The sequence below is a fragment of the Corallococcus exercitus genome (assembly GCF_042231735.1).
Lineage (GTDB): Bacteria > Myxococcota > Myxococcia > Myxococcales > Myxococcaceae > Corallococcus > Corallococcus exercitus_B.
The window spans coordinates 325,332-348,470 of sequence record NZ_CP102577.1 but is presented as its reverse complement, the minus strand read 5'-3'; the positions used below and the strand labels follow the sequence as shown (position 1 = coordinate 348,470).

Annotated in this window: 22 protein-coding genes; 13 read left to right on the top strand and 9 right to left on the bottom strand. The window is 70.2% G+C overall.

From position 1 onward, the window contains the following. Positions 1-4: 4 nt before the first annotated feature. The 5 genes from exoP to NR792_RS01505 all read right to left on the bottom strand — a co-directional run bounded on the left by exoP (position 5) and on the right by NR792_RS01505 (position 5,777). Positions 5-1,207: a spore coat polysaccharide biosynthesis glycosyltransferase ExoP gene (exoP, locus tag NR792_RS01525; RefSeq protein WP_375758300.1), complete on the bottom strand. Its 1,203-nt coding sequence runs from the start codon at positions 1,205-1,207 to the stop codon at positions 5-7. Between the two features lie 88 nt (positions 1,208-1,295). After that, the gene (locus NR792_RS01520; RefSeq protein WP_375758299.1) at positions 1,296-2,357 is read right to left on the bottom strand and encodes a glycosyltransferase family 4 protein; all 1,062 of its coding nucleotides are present in this window, start codon (positions 2,355-2,357) and stop codon (positions 1,296-1,298) included. A 35-nt stretch (positions 2,358-2,392) separates the two neighbouring features. Beyond that, positions 2,393-2,923, bottom strand: a complete 531-nt coding sequence (locus NR792_RS01515; protein ID WP_244981928.1) for a serine O-acetyltransferase — start codon at positions 2,921-2,923, stop codon at positions 2,393-2,395. A gap of 101 nt (positions 2,924-3,024) precedes the next feature. Further along, on the bottom strand, positions 3,025-4,542 hold the full coding sequence (locus NR792_RS01510) for an oligosaccharide flippase family protein (protein WP_375758298.1): 1,518 nt from the start codon (positions 4,540-4,542) through the stop codon (positions 3,025-3,027). Then, on the bottom strand, positions 4,539-5,777 hold the full coding sequence (locus NR792_RS01505; protein WP_375761559.1) for a polysaccharide deacetylase family protein: 1,239 nt from the start codon (positions 5,775-5,777) through the stop codon (positions 4,539-4,541). Before NR792_RS01505 ends, NR792_RS01510 begins: the two co-directional genes overlap by 4 nt. 409 nt (positions 5,778-6,186) lie before the next feature. Between NR792_RS01505 and ccmA the strand changes: the two genes are divergently transcribed. The 13 genes from ccmA to NR792_RS01440 all read left to right on the top strand — a co-directional run bounded on the left by ccmA (position 6,187) and on the right by NR792_RS01440 (position 18,390). Continuing rightward, positions 6,187-6,852, top strand: a complete 666-nt coding sequence (ccmA, locus tag NR792_RS01500; RefSeq protein WP_375758297.1) for a heme ABC exporter ATP-binding protein CcmA — start codon at positions 6,187-6,189, stop codon at positions 6,850-6,852. Then, positions 6,849-7,553, top strand: a complete 705-nt coding sequence (locus NR792_RS01495; protein WP_375758296.1) for a heme exporter protein CcmB — start codon at positions 6,849-6,851, stop codon at positions 7,551-7,553. The genes ccmA and NR792_RS01495 overlap by 4 nt, the downstream gene beginning before the upstream one ends. Positions 7,554-7,556: 3 nt before the next feature. After that, entirely contained in the window at positions 7,557-8,270 is a 714-nt protein-coding gene (gene ccsA, locus NR792_RS01490) for a cytochrome c biogenesis protein CcsA (protein ID WP_375758295.1), read from the top strand. Between the two features lie 2 nt (positions 8,271-8,272). Continuing rightward, the gene (locus NR792_RS01485) at positions 8,273-8,440 is read left to right on the top strand and encodes a hypothetical protein (protein ID WP_375758294.1); all 168 of its coding nucleotides are present in this window, start codon (positions 8,273-8,275) and stop codon (positions 8,438-8,440) included. 4 nt (positions 8,441-8,444) lie between these two features. Next, positions 8,445-8,939 carry a cytochrome c maturation protein CcmE gene (locus NR792_RS01480; RefSeq protein WP_375758293.1) on the top strand — a complete coding sequence of 165 codons (495 nt, stop codon included), beginning with the start codon at positions 8,445-8,447 and terminating at the stop codon, positions 8,937-8,939. Continuing rightward, complete coding sequence (locus tag NR792_RS01475) at positions 8,936-10,960, top strand: heme lyase CcmF/NrfE family subunit (RefSeq protein WP_375758292.1); 2,025 nt, start codon at positions 8,936-8,938, stop codon at positions 10,958-10,960. Before NR792_RS01480 ends, NR792_RS01475 begins: the two co-directional genes overlap by 4 nt. Then, the gene (locus NR792_RS01470) at positions 10,957-11,517 is read left to right on the top strand and encodes a TlpA family protein disulfide reductase (protein ID WP_375758291.1); all 561 of its coding nucleotides are present in this window, start codon (positions 10,957-10,959) and stop codon (positions 11,515-11,517) included. Before NR792_RS01475 ends, NR792_RS01470 begins: the two co-directional genes overlap by 4 nt. Before the next feature lie 160 nt (positions 11,518-11,677). After that, on the top strand, positions 11,678-12,913 hold the full coding sequence (locus tag NR792_RS01465) for a zinc ribbon domain-containing protein (RefSeq protein ID WP_375758290.1): 1,236 nt from the start codon (positions 11,678-11,680) through the stop codon (positions 12,911-12,913). A gap of 145 nt (positions 12,914-13,058) precedes the next feature. Next, positions 13,059-13,562: a cytochrome c-type biogenesis protein CcmH gene (locus NR792_RS01460; RefSeq protein WP_375758289.1), complete on the top strand. Its 504-nt coding sequence runs from the start codon at positions 13,059-13,061 to the stop codon at positions 13,560-13,562. A gap of 3 nt (positions 13,563-13,565) precedes the next feature. Then, positions 13,566-14,522, top strand: a complete 957-nt coding sequence (locus tag NR792_RS01455) for a tetratricopeptide repeat protein (protein ID WP_375758288.1) — start codon at positions 13,566-13,568, stop codon at positions 14,520-14,522. A gap of 66 nt (positions 14,523-14,588) precedes the next feature. Next, a complete protein-coding gene (locus NR792_RS01450; RefSeq protein WP_375758287.1) occupies positions 14,589-15,098 on the top strand; it encodes a hypothetical protein in 510 nt (169 codons plus the stop codon). A gap of 3 nt (positions 15,099-15,101) precedes the next feature. Beyond that, complete coding sequence (locus NR792_RS01445; protein ID WP_375758286.1) at positions 15,102-15,656, top strand: hypothetical protein; 555 nt, start codon at positions 15,102-15,104, stop codon at positions 15,654-15,656. Positions 15,657-16,101: 445 nt separating this feature from the next. Further along, complete coding sequence (locus NR792_RS01440; RefSeq protein WP_375758285.1) at positions 16,102-18,390, top strand: PAS domain-containing protein; 2,289 nt, start codon at positions 16,102-16,104, stop codon at positions 18,388-18,390. A 17-nt stretch (positions 18,391-18,407) separates the two neighbouring features. On the opposite strand, the gene NR792_RS01435 is transcribed toward NR792_RS01440, so the two are convergent. The 4 genes from NR792_RS01435 to yvcK all read right to left on the bottom strand — a co-directional run bounded on the left by NR792_RS01435 (position 18,408) and on the right by yvcK (position 23,088). Further along, complete coding sequence (locus tag NR792_RS01435) at positions 18,408-19,604, bottom strand: GNAT family N-acetyltransferase (protein WP_375758284.1); 1,197 nt, start codon at positions 19,602-19,604, stop codon at positions 18,408-18,410. Positions 19,605-19,684: 80 nt separating this feature from the next. After that, positions 19,685-20,863 (bottom strand): DegT/DnrJ/EryC1/StrS family aminotransferase, encoded by a 1,179-nt coding sequence (locus NR792_RS01430; protein ID WP_375758283.1) that lies wholly within the window; start codon positions 20,861-20,863, stop codon positions 19,685-19,687. Further along, complete coding sequence (locus NR792_RS01425) at positions 20,851-21,969, bottom strand: GNAT family N-acetyltransferase (protein ID WP_375758282.1); 1,119 nt, start codon at positions 21,967-21,969, stop codon at positions 20,851-20,853. Before NR792_RS01425 ends, NR792_RS01430 begins: the two co-directional genes overlap by 13 nt. Positions 21,970-22,005: 36 nt before the next feature. Beyond that, the gene (gene yvcK / locus NR792_RS01420; protein WP_375758281.1) at positions 22,006-23,088 is read right to left on the bottom strand and encodes a uridine diphosphate-N-acetylglucosamine-binding protein YvcK; all 1,083 of its coding nucleotides are present in this window, start codon (positions 23,086-23,088) and stop codon (positions 22,006-22,008) included. Between the last annotated feature and the right edge of the window lie 51 nt (positions 23,089-23,139).

Sequence of the window (23,139 nt, the reverse complement as noted above, 5' to 3'; positions counted from 1 at the left end):
GGACCTACAGCTTCTTGCCCGCCGCGAGCATCGCCTCACCCACGTGCTGGCGGATCTCCGCGACGCGCGCCTCCCAGCTCTCGTGGAAGATCTTCTCCGCGCGCTCCCGGTTCGGGCCCGGGTTGTCCGCCAGCGCCGCGTTGACCTGCTTCACGTAGTCCTCGGGCGTGGTGGCGATGCGGCACAGCCCCACCTTGCGGACCTCCGGCAAATCAGACGACACCACCGGCAGGCCGGACGCCAGGTACTCGCGCACCTTCAGCGGGTTGGAGTTGAGCGTCAGCTCGTTGATGACGAACGGGTTGAGCGCCACGTCGAACGCCTTGTTGTAGCCCGGCAGGTCCGCGTACGGCTTGCGGCCCAGCATGTGGATGTTGGGAATGGCGCGCAGGCGGCTGTCGTCGCAGTCCGGCGTCGTCTTGCCCACGATGACCACCGAGCCCTCCGGGTGCGCCTTCGCGCACGCGATGATGGCGTCCTGGTCGATCCAGTCCGCCACCAGCCCGAAGAAGCCGATGATGGGCTTGGGCAGCTTCGCGATGTCGTCCGGAATCTTCGTCTCCGGGTCGCACGCCTTCACGAAGTGCGAGAAGTCCGTGCCGTGGCGCACCAGCACCGTGCGCGCGTTGAGGCGCTTCTTGTTCTCATACAGGCGCTCCGCGGACGTGATGCACATGTCCGCGCGGCGCAGGAGGCGCTCCTCCAGCTCCGCGATGTGCTTGCCGTTCGTGTCGCTGAACGCGGAGAACTCATCCACGCAGTGGTACACGACGAAGTCCTCGCCCAGCGTGCCGGACACCGGCGCGGAAGCGGGCAGGAAGCTCCAGGAGATGGGGCGCTCGAACTTCAGCTGCTTCATCGCGCGCAGCACCTGGAGCCGCAGCAGGTGGCGGTTCGCCTGGCGCACCGTCTCCGAGCCGTAGAACGGAATGGCCAGCGGGGCCAGGACGTGCAGGTTGGGCTCCACCTCCTTGATGCCCTGCGTGAACGTCTTCAGCTTCTTGATGATCCGCTGCGCGTCGTGCGCGTTCGCCTTGGGCGCGCGGTTGCCGATGCTGTTCACCCACAGCACGCGGTTGTCCCGCGAGAGGATCCGCATGATGTGCACCTTCGACAGGGGGTCGCCGTCCCAGTCGTTGGAGAACACCACCAGGTCCCGCCCGCGAAGGGCCCGCTTCGACAAGTCCATCTCTTCACTGCGCCGCATCGTCCACTCCTGAAGTCAAAAGTTCAGTGCTGAAGTCCCTGAAGCGCGCCTGTCGTCTCCGAAGGCGCCCCAACCCGTCCCCACTCCGTCACGCCGCGTTCACGGTTCCTGCACCTGCCATGCCGGACGGCAGCAGCTCCGCGTACACGTCCAGCATCACCGGCCCCGCATCCGGGGCCATCACCTTCGCCGGGCCCGCCGCCAGCGCGTCGCGCACCGCCTGCGCCAGCGCCCGCTCGTCTCCGCCCTTGAACAGCCGCGTGCCCTCCGGCCGCGCGCACACGTCGCTGGCCACGCACGGCACGCCCAGCGCCAGCGCCTCGCGCACGGAGATGGAGTCCCCGTCGTGCGTGGTGGGCCGGATGAAGACGTCGCTCTGGGACAGGAGCCCCAGCGCCTTCGCGTGCTCCAGCTCGCCCAGGTCCTCCAGGAGCCCCGCCACGCCCAGCTCGCGCGCGTCGCGGATGAACTCCTCGGCGCGCGTGCCCGGGCCGAACAGCGCCAGGCCCACGTCCGGGTGCGTCTCCGCGACGAGCTTCAGCGCGCGGAACATCTGCTTGCGCCCGTACACGGGCGACGGGTGGTGCGCCATCGCGAGCAGCGGACGACGCCGCTCGCGCGCGGCCTCCACCTCCGGCGTCACCGGACCGGGCTGCACCTGAGAGGCGCAGAAGGCCGGATGCACCAGGACCTTCTCCGCCGGCACGCCGCACGCGACCACCGCGTCGCGCACCGCCGGGGACACGGCCACCACCCGCGCGTAGCCCGCCAGCGCCGTGCGCGCGAACACGCGCCGGGCCTGAGACTCCGCCAGGTAGTCTGGAATCAGTCCCGAGTGCAGCGTGATGACGCGCGGCGAACGAGGCCCGGGCATGCTGCCCACCAGCGCCGCCAGCACCCAGGCCTTTGGGTTGTTGCCGCTGGTGTGCAGGTGGACCGTCCAGCCCGCGGAGGTGAATCCCGCGAGCCGCAGGCCGAAGGCGGCGGCGCCTTGCACGGGGAGGACGTCCGGAGCCGGCCGGCCACCCTTCCCGATGTCGAGCACCTTCGCCTCGACCCCGCGGTCGCGAAGGAATTGATGAAGTTGACGGACGTGGATGGCCACGCCCCCGTACGGCGGCGGGTAGTCCCCGACGAGCAGCACGCGCATGAAGGAAGCCCTCTTCTCCAGCGAAGCGTGAGTGCCTAGCGCGCGGAAGCCTGCGCGGAGGGGCGTGGAACCTGGGTGAGCTTCGGCGGCGTCCGCGCGGGCAAGAGGCCCATCTCGCGCTGGTACGTGGTGAGCGGATCCGGATCCTGGCGAATGACCTTCGCCGGCACGCCAGCCACCACCGCGCCCGCGGGCACGTCCTTCACCACCACCGCGTTGGCGCCAATCACCGCGAAGTCGCCGACCTGGATGTTGCCCAGGACCTTCGCGCCCGCGCCGATGCGCACGTAGTCGCCAATCACCGGCGCGCCCTCCAGCCCGGAGCGCCCGCCAATGGTCACCTGCTGCGAGATGAGGACGTGACGGCCCACCTTCGCCGCCTTGTGGATGACCACGCCGATGCCGCCGTAGCCCAGCTGCGTCCCCTCCCCCAGCTCCGCGTCCTCGGGGATGTACGAGCTGTGGAGGTAGTAGATGGCCTTGCGCAGCACCGCCGGCAGCAACGGCACCCCTCGCTGCTTGAGACCATGCGCCAGCCGGTACAACGTCATCGCGTCGAATCCCATCACGCCTCTCCTCGCCCGCCCGTATTCCGTGACGCCTGGAAGGTAAGTACCCACGCGTGGGGAGGGAAGTGCTCCCCACGCGTTCAATTCCCGACGGTGGCTCAGACCGCCCGGCGGGGACGCAGCGACTGCAGCGCGCTCAAGGGGCGAACGCCCTGCGCATACAGGCCCACCACGTACCCCACGACGAAGAGCAGCCCCGCCACCGCCAGCGGCAGCACCCGCCACAAGAAGCCCGTGGGCAGGTTCATCCACGTGTCGTGCACGCCCGTGCGCAGGAGGAAGATGCTCCCGCCCGCCGCGAACGCCGCCAGCGACGCCTGCCCCAGCTCCCGCCACGGGATGACGTCCTTGAGGCCCAGCTTGCGCTCCGGCGTGGACAGCGCCTGGGGCACGCGCACGAGCAGCATCCCCTTGCCCACGACCTCCGCCAGCGCCCAGGACGCGATGCCGCCCATCATCCCGAAGTACTTCACGCCCACCCAGAGCAGCGGCACCGTCACCACCGCCTTCACCAGGTACGAGTTGAAGATGGCCCGCGTCTGGCCCCGGGCCCGGAGCGTCCCGTCCATGGGCAGGATGGACAGCACCACGCCCAGCACGCTCACCCGGAAGATGGGGACCGCCGGCAGGAACTTCTGGCCGAACATGGCCCCCACGAACTCCGGCGCCGCCGCGAAGAGGAACGCCGCGAAGGGCAGGAACACGTACGCCAGCTTGCCGGCCGCTTCCCGGAAGGCCTCCACGCCCTCCTCCAGCCGGCCCTCGCGCTCCAGCTCACCCAGGCGCACCATCAGCACCTCGCTGGTGGGCGTGTAGAGCAGGTCCACCACCGGCAGCTGGAAGCAGCCCACCCGGTAGAGCGCGTACACCGCGGGGGCCACCACGCCCGCCACCGCGTACATGTGCGCGTTCTGCTGGGGGATGGCCAGGCACATCGCGGCCCCAAACGGCGCCGCGTACACCAGCTGCTCCTTGAACAGCTTCCAGTCCACCAGCGGACCCGTGGAGCCGCGCAGCGACACCACCCACGTGGCCGCGTAGCGAAGCCCCGCGAAGCAGGCCACGGCGATCATCATCCCGTGCAGGGAGAAGCCCAGCAGCGGCGGCAGCACCATCACGCCCGAGCGCACCGCGTCGGACGCCAGGTACACCACCGCGGACGCCTTCGTCTTCCCCTGGCTGGTGAGCGAAATCTCCAGCGGGTAGCTGCCCAGGAAGAACGCCGTGTAGAGCGCCAGCGCCGCGCGGTGCTCCATCAGCGCCGGGTTGTTGAAGTAGGCCGCCACGTGGCCCAGGAAGGCCCACACCAGCCCCGCCGCCACGATGCCCGCGCCCGTGACGAAGAGCAGCGCGTGGCCCAGGTACGGCCGCTTCGCCTCCGCGCGGGGCAGGAAGTAGTAGAGGCTCTGCGCCACGCCGAACGGCAGCACGTACGACAGCGTCGTGGCGATGAGGAACAGCTGGTAGTAGGTGCCGTACTCGTCCAGGTGCAGCACCCGGGCGAGCACGAGCGGAATGGACAGCGTCAGCCCGGCGGTGAACAACCGGGCCAACACCAACGGGCCGGCCCGCCCCAGGAACGACGGGGCCGAGGCCGGCTTGGGTGACACACTCACTGGAGCTCCTCCGGCTGCGCCGCCTCCGGGGCAAGGGCCACGTTCGACGCCACCACGACCTGCGCACCCGCCGCCAGGGGCGCAACCCGGGGCTCCGTCGCGATCACCGGCGCTGTCACGTCCACGACTTCCACCGGGGTCGCCTTCGCGAGCGCCGAGTCCAGCTCCTCGACGAGCACGTTGGCGGTGTTCATCGGGGTCAGGATGTGCGGCCGGTGGCCCAGCACCGGGTGGCTCATGCCCAGCACGCCGAAGCAGTCATCGAACTGGCACACCGTGAGCGTGGACGAGTAGTCCCCCATCATCCCCAGGCTGAAGTTCTCCCACATCACCTTGCGCTTGAGGGCGAACGGGTCGCCGCCCACGCGGTTGGGCAGGTCCTCCGTGGTGACGCCCGAGCGGAAGCCGTGCTGCTTGAGCACGCGGATCATCTCATCCGAGTACCAGCCGTTGCAGTACGCGAAGTCCTTCACCTGGACGCCGACCTCGCGCTCGATGGTTTCCTTGGACTCGACGATCTCCTTCTCCACCACCTCCGTGGGCTCCAGCGTCAGCACCGTGTGGCCCAGCGTGTGCGCGCCGAACTCGAAGCCGTCGCGCGCCATCTGGCGCACCTCGTCCCAGTTCATGACGTCGCCCTGCTCCGGCACCAGGTCCGCGCCGCCGCCCAGCTGCTGCTCCAGCGAGTCGATGATGCCCGTGAGCACGCGCGTCGGGTGCTCGCCGATGAAGTCGTCCAGCGCCGCGGACACCGTCTTGCGCCCGGTGAGGATGGGCCCCAACAGCTGCACCGACGGGGTGGGCATGGTGTCGTAGTCAGGGCGGAACTTCCGCTCCTGCACGCAGCGCAGCAGGTGGAACAGCCGGTCGTGGTTGAAGCGCTTGTCCGTGTTGATGAAGGCCGTGGGCAGGTAGGTGATGGCCGGCACGCCCATCTGCTTGAGCACCGGGTACGCGTACCGGTACACGTCGCGGTAGCCGTCGTCGAACGTCACCACGAACAGGTCCTTCTTCGCGGTGCGGCGGCCCGCCATCACGTCCACCGCGTCCCCCAGGCTCGCCAGCTCGAAGCCGGCCGCGTGCGCCTCCTCCAGGTGACGGCGGAACGTCTCCTGGGAGATGAGCAGGCCCGGGATGGAGCGCTGCAGCTCCCCCGTGAAGTCGCTCACCACGCGGTGGTAGCTCACGATGAGGATGCGCCGTCCCCCCGACTGCGAACGGCGGTACGCCGCCATCGCCTTGCGCACCCCGCTGTAGTGGAGGAAACCCGCCGCCGCCGCCTTCGCCGCCCGCCGCAACACCTTCCCAGCCATCACGCCTCCCTCGCGGCTTTCGCCGTCTGCCCGCTCCCCCCATTGGACCGGGCCCCGCCCGCGTGTGTGCATGCTGGATGCCAGGGCAGGTAGGTGGTGGAAATCCCCCGCAACCCCGTGAAACCCCGTGCCTTCCGGGGCATGTATGCCCCTGAAGGGGTCCTACCTGGGTGCACCAGGGCAGTCGGGCGCCCACCCATGGCGAAAACCTTTCAGTCCCCCGGCGAAAGCGACGGAAGAAGCAGGCGTAAAAACTTCTTGTCCTCCGGCGGGCGACCCCAGGGGTTTCACTGGTGAACAGGGGCTTTTAAGGCTACGAAACGGCCCGCCGATGCCCCCTCCCCCCTCTGGATCAGCCCCCGCGCTCGCCCTCCATGACGTGAGCAAGCGCTATGGGCGCAGGTGGGCGCTGGCGCGGCTCACCTACACGCTGCCCGCCGGCCGTTCGCTGCTGCTCACCGGCCACAACGGCTCCGGGAAGACGACGCTCCTGCGCCTCGTGGCCACCGCGCTCGGGCCCACCGCGGGCCGGGTGGAGGTGCTGGGCCGGGACGCCGTCCTGGATCGCGAGGCGGTGCGCCGCGACGTGGCGCTCCTGTCCCACGCCAGCTTCCTCTACGAGGACCTCACCGCGCAGCAGAACCTGATGGTGCTGGGGCGCCTCTTGGGCGTGGACGCGCCCCAGGACGTCGCGGACGCGCTGCTCAACAAGGTGGGCCTCACCCGCCGCACGGACAGCCCGGTGCGCGGCTTCAGCGCGGGCATGCGCAAGCGCCTGGCCATCGCGCGGCTCCTGATGAAGGCCCCGGCCCTGGCGCTGCTGGACGAACCCTTCGGCGAGCTGGACCCCGCCGGCATCCAGGACATGGAGGGCGTCATCGCGGAGCTCAAGGCGGGCGGCACCACCGTGGTGCTGGCCACGCACCTCATCGAACAGGGCCTGAGCCTGTGCGAGGAGCGGCTGCACCTGCAGGACGGCCGGGCGGTGGCGGCATGAGCGCGCCCAAGACGAAGCGCCCCCCGGGCCTCTTCGCGACGACGCTCGTCCTGCTCCGCAAGGACCTGCTCATTGAATGGCGCACCCGCGCGCGGCTCAACGCGCTGGTGTTCTTCGCCATGGCCACGCTGCTGCTCTTCTCCTTCGCGCTGGGCCCGGACACGAAGCTCCTGGAGCGCAACGCGGGCGGCTACCTCTGGCTGGCCATCCTCTTCGCCAGCGTCCTGTCCCTGGGCGAGTCCTTCCGCGTGGAGACGGAGAACGCCTGCCTGGACGGCGTGCGGCTGGCCCCGGCGGACGCGCGCGCCATCTTCCTGTCCAAGGCGCTGGGCAACGCCCTGCTGCTGCTGGCGCTGTCGGTGGTGCTGGTGCCCGTGATGGTGGCCCTGTACGGGGTGCGCATCGTCACCGGGGTCGGTGACCTGGCGGGCATCCTGGTCCTGGGCAGCCTGGCGCTGAGCGCCCCGGGGACCGTCTATGCGGCCATCTCAAGCAATGCCCGGGCCCGGGATGTGTTGCTGCCTCTGCTATTGTTCCCGCTCGTCATCCCGGCCCTCCTGTCCGCTGCCAAGGGGACCACACTCGTACTCCAGGGTGACCCGATGCAGCAGCTGGGCTCATGGCAGGGGCTGCTGCTGGGGTTCAATCTGATTTACTGGGGCGTGGGCTTCGTGCTGTTTCCCCGGGTCATCGAGGACTGAAGGATGAACAAGTTCGTCAAGTTTGGCCTGCCGGCGCTGACGCTGGCACTGCTGGGCGCGGGCTGGTGGCTGGGCCTTGCGTGGGCGCCGCCCGACCGTGAGATGGGCGAGGTGCAGCGCATCATGTACGTCCACGTGCCGCTCCAGTGGATGGCCATGCTGGCCATGTTCATCAACTTCGTGGCCGCGGTGACGTACCTGATGCGTCAGTCGTGGAAGACGGACGCCATGGCGGAGGCCTCCGCGGAGGTCGGCCTGCTCTTCGGCACGCTGGGCATGATCACCGGCGCCATCTGGGGCCGCCCCACCTGGGGCGTGTACTGGTCCTGGGACCCGCGCCTGACGTCGGAGGCCATCCTGCTGGTCTCCTACACGGGCTACCTGGTGCTGCGGCGCTTCGTCGAGGACCCGGAGAAGCGCGCGGTGTGGAGCGCGGTGGTGGCCATCATCGGGGCCATCAACCTGCCCATCGTGTGGTTCTCCGTGCGCTGGTGGCGCAGCCTCCATCAGGTGCAGTCCAGCCCCAAGACGGTGGACCCGCAGATGGTGCTGCCCCTGCGCGTGGCGGCGTTCGGCATGCTGGCGCTGCTCATCGTCTTCCTCGTGCACCGCTACCGCACCGCGCTCGCGGAGCGGAAGGCGGAGGTGGCGCTGCCGGAGGCGCTGCCCACGGATGACCCCGCGCTGCGCGCGTCCCATTCCTCGAAGGTGGCCTGAACATGACCTCGCTGACGTCGCTGATGCTCCTGGCCCAGGTGGGCAGTGGCCGCCTCCAGGGTGGCTGGGGCTATGTGTGGGCCTGCTACGGCATCACCGTGGCCGCCTTCGTGCTCTACTCGGTATCCCTCTGGGCGCGCCGTCCCCGCGCCGCCGATTCGAAGGAGTGAGCCCATGACGCCCGTCAACCGCAACCGTCTCATCGCGCTGGGAGCCCTGCTCTTCGCCGGCGCCGGCCTCGGTTTCATCGCCTTCGGCAACATCGGCGACAACCTCGTCTATTACTGGAGCCCGTCGGAGCTGATCTCCAACGGCGACAAGGCCTACACGGCCACCATCCGCCTGGGCGGCGTGGTGCAGCCGGGCAGCATCCAGTGGAACGAGGGCCACACCACGCTGGACTTCCGCGTGGCGGACGGCCCGGAGGCGGACGCCAAGAGCGTGCACGTGCGCTCGCTGGAGACGCCCCCGCAGATGTTCCGCGAGAAGATCGGCGTCGTGGTGGAGGGCACCTACGACAAGTCCGGCGTCTTCACGTCCAACCGGCTGATGGTGAACCACTCCAACGAGTACCGCGCTCCCAAGGAAGGCGAGGAGCCGCGCAAGTGGCAGGACACGCTCGCGGAAGGTGCCACCACCGCGACCGTGACGCCGCCGGGGGCGCCGTGAACGGAATGCTGGGCTATGGGCTGGTCCTCGCGGGCCTGGCCTTCGCCGCCTTCGGCGCCATCCTGGGGCTGGTGGGCGGCCTGCGCCGCACGGACGCCAGCTACCCCTGGGTGCTGCGCGCGGTGTGGGGCTTCGCCGCGTGCATGATTGGCAGCAACCTGGTGATGGTGGAAGCGCTCATCAACCACGACTTCAGCGTGAAGTACGTGGCCCAGGTGGGCAGCCGCGCGACGCCGCTCATCTACACCATCGTGTCGCTGTGGAGCGCGCTGGAAGGCTCCATCCTCTTCTGGGGCCTCATCATGGGCGTGTACCTGGCGGCGTTCGCCTGGGTGCACCGCAAGGAACACGCGCGCTACATGCAGCTGGCGCTGGGCACCATGCTGGCCGTGGGCGTCTTCTTCGCCTTCCTCATCGCGGGCCCGGCCAACCCCTGGGGCGCCGTGTCGCCGGTGCCGGCGGACGGCCCGGGGCCCAACCCGCTCCTGCAGAACCACTTCCTGATGATCATCCACCCGCCCATGCTCTACGCGGGCTACGTGGGCATGACGGTGCCGTTCGGCGTCGCCGTGGCGGGCCTGCTGCGCGGGGAGATTGGTGAAGCGTGGATGGCGCCGCTGAGGCGCTGGACGCTCATCGCATGGATGTTCCTCACGCTGGGCATCGTGCTGGGCTCCTGGTGGGCGTACGCGGTGCTGGGCTGGGGCGGCTACTGGGCGTGGGATCCGGTGGAGAACGCGTCGTTCCTGCCGTGGCTGACCGCGACGGCGTTCATGCACTCCACCATGGTGCAGGAGCGCAAGCGGATGCTGAAGCTGTGGACGCTGAGCCTCGCGCTGGCGTCCTTCGTGCTCACCATCCTGGGCACGTTCATGACCCGCTCCGGCATCTTCAACTCGGTGCACTCGTTCACCCAGTCGGACATCGGGCCCACGTTCCTCGTGTTCATCGCCGTCCTGCTGGTGGTGTGCATTGGCCTGCTGGCCACGCGCGGCCACCTGCTGGCGCCGGAGGGCCGGCTCTCGTCCATGATGTCTCGCGAGGCGAGCATCCTGGTGAACAACCTGGTGTTCGTGGCCATCACCTTCACGGTGCTCCTGGGCACGCTCTACCCGCTGGTGTCGGAGGCCGTGCGCGGCATCCGCGTGAGCGTGGGCGAGCCGTACTTCAACAAGATGGCGGTGCCGGGCGGCATCGCGGTGCTCTTCCTCATGGGCGTGGGCCCGGTGCTGCCCTGGGGCACGCCGGACAAGGCCACGCTGCGCCGGCAGTTCATCATCCCCGCGGCGGTGGGCATCGTCATCACCGTCGCCTGCTACGCGGCGGGGCTGCGCGGCGTGTACCCGCTGCTCACCTTCGGCCTGGGCGGCTTCGTCACCGTCATCACCCTGCGCGAGCTGGTGGTGCCGGTGCGCGTGCGCATGACGGAGCGCAAGGAGGGCTTCGTCACGGCGGTGGCCACGGCCACGAGCAAGGCGCGCCGCCGCTTCGGCGGCTACGTGGTGCACCTGGGCATCGTCATCATCATCGTCGCCGTGGCGGCCTCCAGCGCGTACGTGAAGCACACGTCCGGCACGCTGAAGAAGGACGGCACGATGATGCTGGACGGCTACCAGCTGAAGTACCTGGGCCTGTCCAGCGGCGAGGAGCCGCACCGCACCTATGTCGCCGCGCGCCTGGAGGTGACGGCGCCCAACGGCAAGGTGTCGGAGCTGCGCCCGCGCATGAACTACTACGAGCGCAGCACAGACCCCGTGGGCACGCCCGCGGTGCGTGAGTCGCCCCAGGAGGACCTGTACATCTCGCTGATGGCCTTCAGCGAGACGACGGGCACGGCGAGCTTCAACGTCTGGGTGTTCCCGCTGGTGGGATGGATCTGGTACAGCCTGCCGCTCCTGATGCTGGGCACGCTCATCGCGGTGTGGCCGCAGCGCAAGGCCGCGGTGCTGCGCACGGACGCGGCGCCGGTGGGCGCGGCGCCTCCCCTTCCGGGCACGGACGCCGAGCGGGGTGCGGCATGAAGCGCTGGCGGCTTCCCCTGGTGTTCGCCGCCGTCGGTGCGGCGCTGCTCTTCGTCCTCTTCCAGGGCTTCGGGCGCGACCCGCACGAGGTGCCCTTCATGCTGAAGGGCGCGCCCGCGCCGGACTTCACCCTCAAGCCGCTGGACGGCGGCGACCCGGTGAAGCTCGCGGACCTCAAGGGCCGCCCGGTGGTCATCAACTTCTGGGCGTCGTGGTGCGGGCCCTGCAAGTACGAGCACCCGGTGCTCGAGTGGGGCGCGCGGGAGATGGGCGCCCAGGCCCTGTTCATGGGCGTCGTCTTCGAGGACACGGAGCCCAACGCGCGCGACTTCCTGCGCCGCATGGGGGCCAGCTTCCCGCAGCTGATGGACGAGCGCTCGCGCATGGCGGTGGACTACGGCGTCGCGGGCGTGCCGGAGACGTACTTCATCGACGCGCAGGGCGTCATCCGCGGCAAGCACGTGGGCCCCATCAACCCGCAGATCCTGGCGGCCCGGGTGAAGGAGCTGACCCAGCCGGCCACCGCTCCCACCGCGGAAGCCGCGCGCCAGCCCTGAGCTGGCACCGCCCGCTTGGAAGGCAGGCACCCGGGAGCCGGCGTTGGAGCCGCATTCCCGGGGCCGCCTCGCGGGAGGCCTGGAATCCGTAGTAGATCCCTGCTGCCGGCGTCGTTCGCGGGGGCATCCCCCGGCCCCTGCTCCAGCGAGGTGGTCCTCCATGCAGTGCCCCGAGTGCGGTGAGAGCGCGGCGGACGTCCGCTTGATGTACTGCGAGAACTGCGGCGCGAAGATGCCCGCGCGTCCCGCGGCCCCGCCCCGCGCCAGCAGCGCGAAGAGCCAGCGCCCCAGCCGCCCCATGACCGAGCCGGCCTACGCGGCGGAGATCCTGGATGAGGAGGAGGACGCCCGGCAGCAGGGTCGCACCGGCGCCGCGCCCCCGCGCGGCTCGAAGGCGCAGCCCCCGCCGGACGCGTACGAGGAGGAGGATTCCTACACGGGCCCGCGCTGGCTGAAGGACGTGCCGGGGCACTCGCGGAGCGTGGTGGGCGTGGGGCTGGTGACGTTCTCGCTGGTGCTGTCCATCCTCCCCTTCTTCCCCAGCGTGGGCGTGCTGGGGACGCTGCTGACGCTCGTGGGGAGCGTGGCGCTGGTCGCGCGCGAGCTGCGCCGTGACGGCAACGCGCCGGGCTGGGTGGACCACGTGCCGCTGGTGCTGATGCGGCCGGAGGTCCCCGCCGCGTTCACGCTGCTGCTCGTGGCGCTCACGGTGCGGCTGCTGTCGGGCTTCAACCTGCTCCTGCCCCTGTGGGCGGCGGGCACGCTGCTGATCGCCCTGGAGCAGTCCAAGCTCGTCATCGCGGGGCCGGACGGCGTGGGCCGCGACTTCGACCCGCGCTCGCTGCTGGGCTTCCCCCGGGTGCTGGCGCTGGCGGGCGTGGCGGTGTGCGTGGTGGCGCTGTTCCTTCCCTGGGGGACGGTGATGGCGGACGGGTCGCCCCTGCCGGACAACGCGCCGGTGCCGGGGAGCGTGCGCGGCGCGCCGCCGGAGCTGCGCGTGCTGCCCACGACGCGGCCCTCGGATGACTCGCTCTACAGCCTGGGGGGCGGCGTCGCGTCGCGCTCGGGCTGGGACCTGCCGCTGTCGGACCTGCCGCTGCTGGCGCTCCTGTCGCTGCTCGTGCTCGCGGCGCTGCGGCCGGACGTGGAGCGCCCGGCCTTCCTGCGGTGGGTGCCGGTGGGCGCGGTGAGCGTGAGCCTGCTCTGGGCGCTCGCGGGGGTGAAGCTCGCGGTGGGGCCGTTCGCGTTCCTCCTCGGCCTGGGGGCGGTGGGCTTCCATGCCGTGCGCCACGCGCTGGGCCGCGACGAGCCGCAAGGGCTGCTCCCCCCGGAGGACGACCCCTACGACCCGGACCAGGACCTGGAGACCGAGCCCGAGCCGGGCTACCGGGGCTGAAGACCGCGAGCGTCCCACGGAGGAGCGTCCCACGGAGGAGCGTCCCACGGAGGGGCTGCCCGGGCGGCGGGCGTGCGGCCCAGGTTTCACTGTGCAATACCCGTCAGGGGGCGGTAGTTAGGGACGGCCCCCGCTGGAGCCCCCGATGAATGCCGTCCTCGTCTCGTTGACCCTCGCCCTGAGCCTTGCCACGGGGCAGTTCGCGCCGCAGCAGGCCGCGAGTGACCCGCTCGCGCCGGCCCAGGAGGCGCGGGTGCAGCAGCTGGCGAAGAAGCTGCGCTGCGCCGTGTGCCAGGGCCTGTCGGTGGCGGACAGCCCGTCGTCCATGGCGCGCGCGCAGCTGGACAAGGTGCGCGAGCTCGTCTCCGAGGGGAAGACGGACACGGAGATCGTCGACTACTTCGTGGCGCGCTACGGCGAGTGGGTGCTGCTGGAGCCGCGCGCGGAGGGCTTCAACTGGTTCGTGTGGCTGGGCCCGGTGGCGCTGGTGCTGGGCGGCCTCTTCGTCATCCTGAAACAGCGTCAGCCCCTGCCCGAGGGCGCCACGGCGGCGGAAGCCGCGCCGGTCCCCTCCCCTTCCACTCCCGCGCCGTCCACCGACGATGCGGACCCCTACCTCCAGGCCGTGCGCCGGGAGCTGGAGCGCTAAGCCATGCAGCCCGAGCCCACCAACTGGTTGCCCGGAATCATCGTCCTGTCGGTCGCCTTCGTGCTGGCGGCCGCGTGGCTCCTCTACATGAAGATGAAGACGGGGAGCGCGCTGCCGGACGCGTCGCCGAAGACGGACGGCACGGTGGATGACCTGGCGCAGCGGGCGCAGTCGCTCATCGAGCAGCTGCGCACGCTGGAGGCGGAGAAGCACCACTTCACCGCGGAGCACTACACGGCGGAGAAGGCGCGGCTGGAGAAGGAAGCGGCCGCCGCGCTGCGCGCGAAGGACGAGCACCAGAAGCGGCAGGCGGCGGGAGCGAAGGCGCCCGCGCGCAACGTGCCGGCGCCCTCGGGCTGGGCGTCGCGCAACCCGCAGCTGGTGGGCGCGATGTGGGGCGCGGGCGTGGTCGTCTTCTTCGGCGGCCTGGGCTACCTGCTCGTCTCCGAGCAGAAGCCGCGCGAGGAGGGCCAGATGGGCACGGGCGCGACGCCGCCGGGCATGGCCCAGCAGCAGCAGGCGGAGATGCCCGAGCCGAACGACGAGCTGGAGCAGGCGCGCCAGCGGCTGGCGTCGAACCCGGGCGACGTGGAGGCCGCGTCGATGCTGAGCCACGAGCTCATCCGCCAGCAGCAGTTCGAGGAAGCGATGAAGGTGACGCTGAAGGGCCTCGCGGTGGATCCGTTCAACGTGGAGCTGCGGGTGCACCGGGGCGTGCTGCGTGCGGCGTCGCAGGGCGACCTCCAGGGCGCGGAGCAGGAGCTGACGGAGCTGGTGGACACGTGGCCGGACGCGCAGGAGGCGCTCATCTTCCTGGGCAGCCTGTCGCTGCGCCGGGGCGACAAGGCCGGAGCGCTGGCGCATTTCGAACGCTTCACGGTGGAAGTGCCCAAGAACATGCAGCCCCCGCAGCTGGCCCCCGCCATCGCCCAGCTGCGCGCGGAGGTCGCGCAGCAGTAGGCGTAGGCTGTGCGCCGTGGGGGGCCGGTCTTCCGGTCCCCGAAGTGTCACCCCTGGAGGTGGGCCATGGGTGCATCCGGCTGCTGGAAGGCTGCTGTCGCGCTGTGCGCCGTCGCGTTGTCATCCGCCTGCGCGACAGGCGGTTCCGCGACGTACGTGGAGGGCGCGCTGCGCCCCCGTCACTTCGTCTTTCATGAAGTCGTGAAGTGGGACGGCGGGGAGTCCGGCGGCTGGCGAGCAGCGTGCCTTCACGTCGGCATCGCCCGAGACACGGGGGAGATGTTCCTCTGCAGGTTCGGCGTGGAGATGCCCATCGCCAATAAGGCGCAGGGGTTCATTTCCACCGAACAGGCGCAAAGCCTTTCCGCGAGCTGCGCGAATCAGGCAGCAAGGGCCACCCTTTCCAGGGCGACGCCAGCCACGCCCATCGGGATGGCCTGCGAGGAGTTCAAGACGTTCTACAACCTGACGCTTGATGCCGCCATCAAGGGGGCCCAGGTCACCAGGACCTGCAAGTCGGGCATCAAGCCCGTGGTGGTGACCCCTACGGGGCCAACAACCGGCGGAGGCCTGTAACCCATGGTTCCATCCACCGAGGAGTTGCTGGAGATCGCGCGGACCTACTGGCCCTCGCAGGAAGACCCCAATCAGGAACCCAGCCCCGAAGCACATCTGCTCCATGCGCTCTGGCAGAAGAAGTTGGCAGAGCCTGGTGCCTGGGACGTCTTGATCGAACAACTCAGAAAGGCGTTCCCAGAGAAGAGCGTCGGAAACATCACCACCGCATCGGATGCATGCTTTTGGTGCGTCATCTATCCAAGTCGCGGCCGTGAGCCACCCGGTTTGCACTGGGTCTACGTCGGCTGCGCCAGCATCATCGCGCCGGTCTACACCGTGTACCGGGCCCTGATTGAATTTGGCGATCGACAGGTCTTCCGGCAGCTCGATCTGGAGCCTCCCGAGGTAGAGCCCGCGGTCACGATGGCGAGACTCATGGAGTCCACGATGGGGCTGAGCCTGCTGCCACCTGCCATCGCCAACCATCCAGCGCCTGTTTTCGTGGGCTGGAAGTCCCCTCCGAAAACGACGCTCTTCCACGCGCTCTTCACCAGCAGGCCAGAGAACTTCCCCTGAGCCTCACCCCAGCCCGCGGATGGGCGCGCCGTCGAGGAACGCGCGGATGTCGCATCCTCGCGAGCTCCGCGCGTCCCACCAGCCCCCTGGGACGTCCATGCCGAACGCGCAAGGACGACCCGTCCGCCAGCCGCGTCGAAACGCCCTGGTAGTCATCCAGCACCGCACACCGCTGTCTGTCCATGACCACAGGCGCCCCCGCTCGAACCTTCGCATCGCCTGCCCGCCCGTCCGCACAGCGGATGGGCCCCCCCGAGGCGGCGCTCTGCCTCCAGGCCGCGCGCGGCACTAACTTCTACCCGCGGGGCTTGGGCATTTCACCAGGAGGCAACAGCGGCATGCAGGTCCGCTCGGGGATACCGCTCCAGTGCCGACACATGGCGCCCATCACAGGGGAACGCGCGTCCGGACGGGTGTCTCCCCGTGAAGCAAGGGTGCGAGCACGATGAATGATTGCTCCTCGCATGACTCCGAGGCGCGGCCCACCACGGCGGCGGCGCGGCTGAGGGCGCATCGGGATACCATCGTCCAGTGGTGGACCGACCGCGTCCGCCAGGCCATCCCGGCGGCCAGTGCCCAGGATGAGCACCACCTCCGCGACAGCCTGCCCCGGTTCCTGGAGCGCATGGCCGTGGCGCTGAAGACGGGCCTGGATCACTCCACCGTGGAGGAGGACCTGAACACCGTGGCCCAGGTCCACGGGAAGCAGCGCTCGGGACTCAAGGAGTACTCGCTCCAGCAGATGCTCCGCGAGTACCAGCTCCTGCGCGAGGTCATCTTCCAGGTGCTGGAGCAGGAGGGCCCGCTCGCCCCGCCCGAGCGCGACATCATCCTCTCCGTCATCGAGCAGGGCATGGCGGAGGCCAGCGTGGGCTACATCCGCTTCGTCCAGTCGCGGGAGCGCTCCATCGAGGAGCACTTCCGCTCCCTCATGGAGAACATCCCCCACGTGGTCTGGCTCTGCGCGCCGGACGGCCGGATCGAGTTCGTGAGCAGGCAGTGGACGCAGTGGACCGGACATCCCTCCGGCGCCGAAGGGGGCGGCTCCCGCTTCACCCAGGCCCTCCACCCCGACGACGTGTCCGCCCTGTCCGAGGCGGTCCGCCAGGCGCGCGAAAGCCAGGGGCCCCTGCGCCTGTCCTACCGGGTGAAGCGAAAGGACGCCGGCTTCCGCTGGTGCGAGGCACGGGGCAACCCCGTCTTCAACGACGACGGTCATCTGCGGGGCTGGATTGGAACGACGACCGACGTGGATGATCAGCGGTCCCTGGACGAGGAGCTGAAGGCCACCCGGCTGGAGCTGCAGGAGGTCTTCATGCAGGCCCCGACCCCCATGGTGGTCATGTCGGGGCCCGAGCACCGCTTCACCCTGGTGAACCCGCCCTACGAGCGCCTGGTGAATCGCGACGTGCTCGGGGTGCCCCTGCGGACGGCCTTCCCCGAAGAACAGACGCGCGTCCTCCCCATCGTCCAGCAGGTCCATGAAACCGGTCAGCCCTACACCTGGCCCGAGCTCCCGGTGACGCTGCCGGACGCGCAGGGCGTGCCCCGGCGGCACTACCTCAACGCCAGCTACACCGCGCTCAAGGACGCGCATGGGACTCCACGCGCCGTGAGCTGCCTGATGGTCGATGTGACCGCACAGGTGGAGGGCCGCCGGCTGCTGGAAGAGAGCGAGGCGCGCTTCCGGCAGATCGCCAACGCCCTGCCCCAGATTGTCTGGACCGCCGACGCGAGCTTCTTCGTCGACTGGTACAACGACTGGTGGTTCCAGTACCTGGGCCTGCCCCGGGACACCCGCTGGGATGACGTGGACACGCTGCCCATGCACCCGGAGGACGTGGAGCGGACCCGGCTGAAGGTGCAGGAGGCGGTGGCGACCGGCGGTGACTTCCTCATGGAGCAGCGCTTCCGCCGGGGCTCCGACGGCCAGTACCGCTGGCACCTGGTCCGGGGCGTCGCCATCCGCGACACCGAGGGGCGCGTGGTGAAGTGGATTGGCGCCAACACGGACATCCATGACCAGAAGACGACCACCGCGCGGCTGGAGGAGGAGCGCGACCTGCGCGAGCGCTTCGTCGCCACGCTCACGCACGACCTGCGGACGCCCCTCACCGCCGCGAAGCTGAACGCCCAGATGCTGGCCCGCAAGGGAGCCGACCCCACCGTCCTCTACAAGCTGGTCGCGCGCATCAGCGAGAACCTGGACCGGGCGGACCAGATGATCCGCGACCTGCTGGACGCCAATCGCATCCGCGCGGGCGAAGGCATCGCCGTGGACATCGCCCCGTGCGACCTGACCGTCCTGGCCCGGGAGACACTGGAGGAGCTGGCCCTGGTGCACGGCGACCGGTTCATCCTGGACGCGCCGGAGACGCTCCCCGGACACTGGAGCCGAGAGGCGCTGCGGCGGATGCTGGAGAACCTGTGCGCCAACGCCATCAAGTACGGCGCGCACGACCGCCCCGTCACCGTCACCCTGGCCGAGGCCGGGCCGGACACGGTGACCCTCTCCGTCCACAACTGGGGCAATCCCATTCCCCGGGAGGATCAGCGCGCCCTGTTCCAGCAGTACCGCCGGCGGGAGGCCACGCAGGCCCAGAAGGGCTGGGGCCTGGGCTTGACCCTCGTGGAGGGCCTGGCCCAGGCGCACCAGGGCTCCGTCACGGTGGAGAGTACGCCGGAGACCGGGACGACGTTCACGGTCACCGTCGCACGCGACGCGCGGCGGTGACCGGCGCTTCCCGCGCCCTACCGCACCGCGGCCTTGCGGCGGCGGAAGCGGCGCACCTTCTCCACCAGCTCGTCGGACAGCACGCCCTTCACCGCGTTGCGCGTCTGGCGGGCCCACTCCTCGGAGCGGGTGAACCACTCGCCCGCGAAGCCGGCCCCGTGGGCGCGCAGCGACACCGTCTGGCGCTGCTTCGTCACCCAGTCGGACTTGTACGTCTCCGTGCCTCGCAGGAAGTCGTACTCCGTGAGGCCCATCTCGATGGCGTCCTTGAACGTCTCGCCCACCAGCACCAAGCCCACGCTGCGGTTGCGCCACGCCGGGTCATACCCGGACTGGAAGTACACGAACGTCTGGCCATGCAGGATGCCGTACACGGACGCCACCGCCTGGCCGCCCAATTTCATCGTGTACATCCGCAGCCGGCCCCGCTCCGCCAGCCACTGCGTGGCGTCCCGGTGGAACGCCTCCACCCCGGCGCCCTTGATGCCCTGGGAGCCGCCGTCCGAGGACCAGCGCAGCGCGTGCAGCCGGAAGAAGTCCGTCATCGGGCCGGCCAGCTGGCCCGGCGCGTCCGTGCGCTCGATGCGGTAGCCGTCCTGCTTCTCCAGCCACTTGCGCCGGCGCAGGTAGTTGTCCCGGCGGCCCGTGCGCTTGAGGAACGCGTCGAACGGCTCGCCCGGCACCAGCGTCTCGTACGGGCACACGTAGCGCTCCGTCACGCGCACGTCGCCAAACACCTCGCGCGCCACGCCGAGCGTCGTCGAGCCCTCGCGCAGGTCCGTCAAATCCAGCACGTCCCACTCATCGCGCAGCCCCTGGAGCACGTTGAAGAACGCCCGGGCGGCTTCCGCCTCGCGGCCCTTGCGCGCCACCACGTCCAGGTAGTCGCTGCCCACGTGCGTCTCACCCAGGAAGCCCAGGCGCCGCACGCGCATGCCGTTCACCCAGCGGTGCTCCAGCCCCAGCGGCAGCAGGCCCACCAGCGTGCCCAGCCGGTCGCGGGCCGTCAGCACCAGCGGCCGGACTTCGGGCGCGATGCGGCGGCACCACGGATACAGCCACTCCCAGGCGTTGAACGGACCGGCCGTGCTCGCGTCCAGCAGCGCGTTCCACTCCGCCCGCATCCCCGCCATCTGAGAGGCACTGCCCACCGCCGCCACGTCCAACCGCGGCGTCAACCTCGGACCCGACGTCAACTCATCTTCGCGGATCACCGCGTCACCCCGATGCCTTTCCCGAAGCACTGCCCCGGCCCCCGGGTGCCATTGCAACCCGGGAGCCAGCTCCTGTTCCCTCACGACGCGCGCTTGCTCGGACGGCGCTCGGACTTGAGCGCTTCCCGGACCACGTCCGCCACCTGCCCCATCACCTCCGGCGACAGGTCCTGGTGGCACGGAATCTCCAGGATGGTGCGCCGCAGCTGCGCGACCTCCGGGAACTCCGTCGGGTCGCACGCGGGATGGAAGCGCTTCCAGAAGTCGATGGCGTCGATGCCCTTCTCGCGCAGCTTCGCCAGCAGCGTCTCCTTGTCCTGCACCACCATCGGGTAGAACAGGGGGCTGACGCCCGCGGGCAGCTGGTTGAAGAGCGGCGGAGACACGTCGCGCAGCCGGCCCAGCAAGAGGAAGTAGTTGCGGCGCCGGGCCTCGACGATGCCCTCCAGGTCCTGCGCCAGGGCAATCCGCTTGGTCAGCGGGCTCATGCCCAGGTCCACGTGCCGCCGGTCGAAGTGCTGCGTGCCCGTGGCCACGCGCTCGATGCTCGCGGCCTTCACCGTGCCGTGCCCCACCGAGCGCACCAGGCCGCGCAGGCCCCGGCCCACCGCCCCGCCGCGCAGCTCCAGGTTCTGGAGGAGCGCGGACACGGTGTGGCTGAAGGTGGACGCCACCGGCGGCGCGGGCGGCTCCGGCAGGCTGTACGAACGCTTGCCATTGACGACCAGCGCACCCCCATTGGGTACCGGAAGCGTCTTGTAGAGGCAGAAGATGCCCACGTCGCCCGTGGTGCCCAGCGGCGTCGCGCCGTCGGACGACAGCAGGGACAGCGCGCAGTCCTCAATCAGCGGGATGCCGTGCTCGTCCGCCAGCTTGCGCATGGCGTCCACCGGCCCCGGGAAGCCCGCGTAGTGGATGAGGTAGAGCGCACGCGTCTTCGGCGTAATCCGCTTCGCCACGTCCGCCACGTCCACGTCCCAGCGGCTGCCCACGCGGTAGAAGCGCGGCGTCGCGCCCGCGTCCACCACGGCCTCCACCTCCACGCCGTGGTGGTAGGCGGGCATCAGCACCTCGCCGCCGTCCAGGCGCAGCATCTTCATGGTCAGCCAGACGGCGTTGCGCGCGAAGTAGAAGTAGCGCGCGTTGGGAGACGAGAACGGCGGCAGCGCCCCGGGGCGCGGCGGGGCCATCAGCATGCCCGGCCACAGCGTGGGCAGGGACGGAACGAACAGCTTGGCAGTCGTCTTCACCGCTTCCATCGCGCCACCACCTCTTTCGCCGCCGGTACCCACCGGAACTTCGCCGAGCACAGGGCCCGGCCGAAGGCGGTGTCGTTGAACACGTAGAGCCAGGTGTGCCTGCGGACCTGATCCGTCCAGTCGCGCTTCCACACCATGTCCGGCCCCAGGAAATCGAACTCGGTCAGCCCGCGCTCCAGGCAGTGCCCCAGCACCTCCTCCATGAGGAGCTGCCCCGGGCTGCACTCCTTCAGGCGCTCGTCGTAGCCGGGCTTCAGCAGGAAGTAGCGCCCGCCGTATTCCAGGCCGTACTGGAACGCCACCGCGCGCCCGTCCAGGCGCAGGAAGTACAGCGCCAGGCGGTCGCGGTAGGCCGCGTCGCGCGCCAGCTCCGTGTAGAAGCCGCGCGTCTTCGCGTCCTGCGCCATGGCCGTGCCATTCGCGCCCTTCCAGCCGCTCTGCTCCAAGAGCAGCCCCTCCTCCAGGGTGCCCTCCAGGTCCAGCCCGCCGCAGACGCGCTCGAAGGTGACCTTCCCCTTCTCCTCCAGCTTGCGGCGGCGGCGGCGGCAGTTGGCCTTGAACTTGGACGGCAGCTTCGCGAAGTACGCGTCCTTCTTCGCGGGCAAGGGCACGTAGGGCGACTGCAGGGACTCCCACTCGCCCACCGGCAGCCCGTCCTGCTTCGCGGCCTCCAGCAGGCGGAAGCCCACGCCGCCGTCCGGCACGTCCGTCAGCCGCAGCACGTCCCAGCCGCCGGTTTCACGAAGGTGCGACAGGAAGGCCCGGGCCGCGGCGTCCGGCTCCCGCGCCAGCACGTCGAAGCGGCAGGAGTGCGCGTTGGCCGCGGAGGTGAGCTGGCGCACCGGCACGCCGTACATCGACGTGCGCTCCTCCACCAGCGGCAGCGCGGCGGTGAGCGTTCCGTCCTCGCCGCGCAAGAGCAGCACGCGCATGCGCGCCCCGGCGGCGAAGTTGTCCAGCCACAGCCGCAGGAACTCGTGCCGGTAGAACAGCTCGTTGGAGGTCGTCTCCACGAGCGCGTTCCACTCGGCTTCCAGGGTCATGAAGGCCGCCCGGTCGTTGACTTCCTCGACCCGGGGGGCGGCTTGAAAGGGAATGGCTTGCATGTGAGCGGGCCCCAAGGTGGTGATGGGCAGCGCGGCCTACAACCCGCTGCGCGCCATCTTCAGCAGGCAGGCGGCGACCTTGCGGCTGTCGTGTCGGATCTTGGACCCCTCCTTGAGCAGGTCCGCCTGCACCGGAATCACGCCGGAGGACAAGAGCTCCCGCGTCTCCGCCGTGACCATGTAGGAGCCCTTGCGCGCATAGCGCTGGATGGACTCCTCCGAGGGAGCACGGCCGTTGACGAGCACCGCGTCCAGCACCGGCCCCACGTGGTCGATGACGGCCTGCACGTGGTCCAGGCAGTTCATGCCGTCCGTCTCACCCGGCTGGGTCATCAGGTTGGCCACCATGACCTTCAGCGCGCGCGTCTCCTTCAGCGCCTGGGCCACGCCGTCCACCAGCAGGTTGGGCAGCACGCTCGAGTACAGCGAGCCCGGCCCGATGGCGATGAGGTCCGCGGAGTAGATGGCCTCCAGCAGGCCGTCCACCGGGGGCGGCGAGCGGGGGCTGAGCGACACGCGGCGCACGCGGCCCTGGGCGCGGCAGATGTTGCGCTCACCCACCACCTCCGTGTCGTCGTGCATCTGGGCGACGAGCTGCACCGACGCGAGCGTGCTGGGCAGCACCAGGCCCTGCGCGCCCAACAGCTCCCCGGACAGCCGCACCGCCTCCAGGAAGTCACCCTTCAGCTCCGCGAGCGCGGCGATGAGCAGGTTGCCCACCGCGTGGCCGGCGAGGCCCTTCGCGCCGCCGAAGCGGTACTGGAACACGTCCTTCAGCGCGCTCTTGCCCCCCGCGAGCGCCACCAGGCAGTTGCGGATGTCGCCCGGGGGCAGCACGCCGTGCTGGCGGCGCAGGCGGCCGGAGCTGCCGCCGTCGTCGCTCATCGCCACGACCGCGGTGATGTCCACGCCGGGCTGGCCACCCCTGGGGGTCGCGCGGCGGGCCAGCCCCTTGAGCACCATGGGGAGGCCCGTGCCGCCGCCCATCGCGACGATGCGCGTCGGGCGGTTCTTCGGCGCCTGCAGCAGCTCGTTGCGTTCAACGGCCTGGTGCTTGTTGCGCGCGTCGTCCTGGCTCCACTGCTCCGACAACGGCGCATCCACGTCCATGCCCACCATGTTCCGACCCCCTCGCCCATCCCAATCCATGGCCCCACCCTTGGCATCCCG

What these genes read in the sequence shown, in the direction of transcription:
- NR792_RS01430 (WP_375758283.1), bottom strand. Translation starts at nt 20,863, where the DNA reads ATGGAAGCGGTGAAGACGACTGCCAAGCTGTTCGTTCCGTCCCTGCCC.
- NR792_RS01505 (WP_375761559.1), bottom strand. Translation starts at nt 5,777, where the DNA reads ATGGCGGCGTACCGCCGTTCGCAGTCGGGGGGACGGCGCATCCTCATC.
- NR792_RS01450 (WP_375758287.1), top strand. Translation starts at nt 14,589, where the DNA reads ATGGGTGCATCCGGCTGCTGGAAGGCTGCTGTCGCGCTGTGCGCCGTC.
- NR792_RS01425 (WP_375758282.1), bottom strand. Translation starts at nt 21,969, where the DNA reads ATGCAAGCCATTCCCTTTCAAGCCGCCCCCCGGGTCGAGGAAGTCAAC.
- yvcK (WP_375758281.1), bottom strand. Translation starts at nt 23,088, where the DNA reads ATGGTGGGCATGGACGTGGATGCGCCGTTGTCGGAGCAGTGGAGCCAG.
- ccmA (WP_375758297.1), top strand. Translation starts at nt 6,187, where the DNA reads ATGCCCCCTCCCCCCTCTGGATCAGCCCCCGCGCTCGCCCTCCATGAC.
- NR792_RS01520 (WP_375758299.1), bottom strand. Translation starts at nt 2,357, where the DNA reads ATGCGCGTGCTGCTCGTCGGGGACTACCCGCCGCCGTACGGGGGCGTG.
- NR792_RS01470 (WP_375758291.1), top strand. Translation starts at nt 10,957, where the DNA reads ATGAAGCGCTGGCGGCTTCCCCTGGTGTTCGCCGCCGTCGGTGCGGCG.
- NR792_RS01445 (WP_375758286.1), top strand. Translation starts at nt 15,102, where the DNA reads ATGGTTCCATCCACCGAGGAGTTGCTGGAGATCGCGCGGACCTACTGG.
- ccsA (WP_375758295.1), top strand. Translation starts at nt 7,557, where the DNA reads ATGAACAAGTTCGTCAAGTTTGGCCTGCCGGCGCTGACGCTGGCACTG.
- NR792_RS01480 (WP_375758293.1), top strand. Translation starts at nt 8,445, where the DNA reads ATGACGCCCGTCAACCGCAACCGTCTCATCGCGCTGGGAGCCCTGCTC.
- NR792_RS01455 (WP_375758288.1), top strand. Translation starts at nt 13,566, where the DNA reads ATGCAGCCCGAGCCCACCAACTGGTTGCCCGGAATCATCGTCCTGTCG.
- NR792_RS01515 (WP_244981928.1), bottom strand. Translation starts at nt 2,923, where the DNA reads ATGGGATTCGACGCGATGACGTTGTACCGGCTGGCGCATGGTCTCAAG.
- NR792_RS01485 (WP_375758294.1), top strand. Translation starts at nt 8,273, where the DNA reads ATGACCTCGCTGACGTCGCTGATGCTCCTGGCCCAGGTGGGCAGTGGC.
- NR792_RS01440 (WP_375758285.1), top strand. Translation starts at nt 16,102, where the DNA reads ATGAATGATTGCTCCTCGCATGACTCCGAGGCGCGGCCCACCACGGCG.
- NR792_RS01495 (WP_375758296.1), top strand. Translation starts at nt 6,849, where the DNA reads ATGAGCGCGCCCAAGACGAAGCGCCCCCCGGGCCTCTTCGCGACGACG.
- NR792_RS01465 (WP_375758290.1), top strand. Translation starts at nt 11,678, where the DNA reads ATGCAGTGCCCCGAGTGCGGTGAGAGCGCGGCGGACGTCCGCTTGATG.
- exoP (WP_375758300.1), bottom strand. Translation starts at nt 1,207, where the DNA reads ATGCGGCGCAGTGAAGAGATGGACTTGTCGAAGCGGGCCCTTCGCGGG.
- NR792_RS01460 (WP_375758289.1), top strand. Translation starts at nt 13,059, where the DNA reads ATGAATGCCGTCCTCGTCTCGTTGACCCTCGCCCTGAGCCTTGCCACG.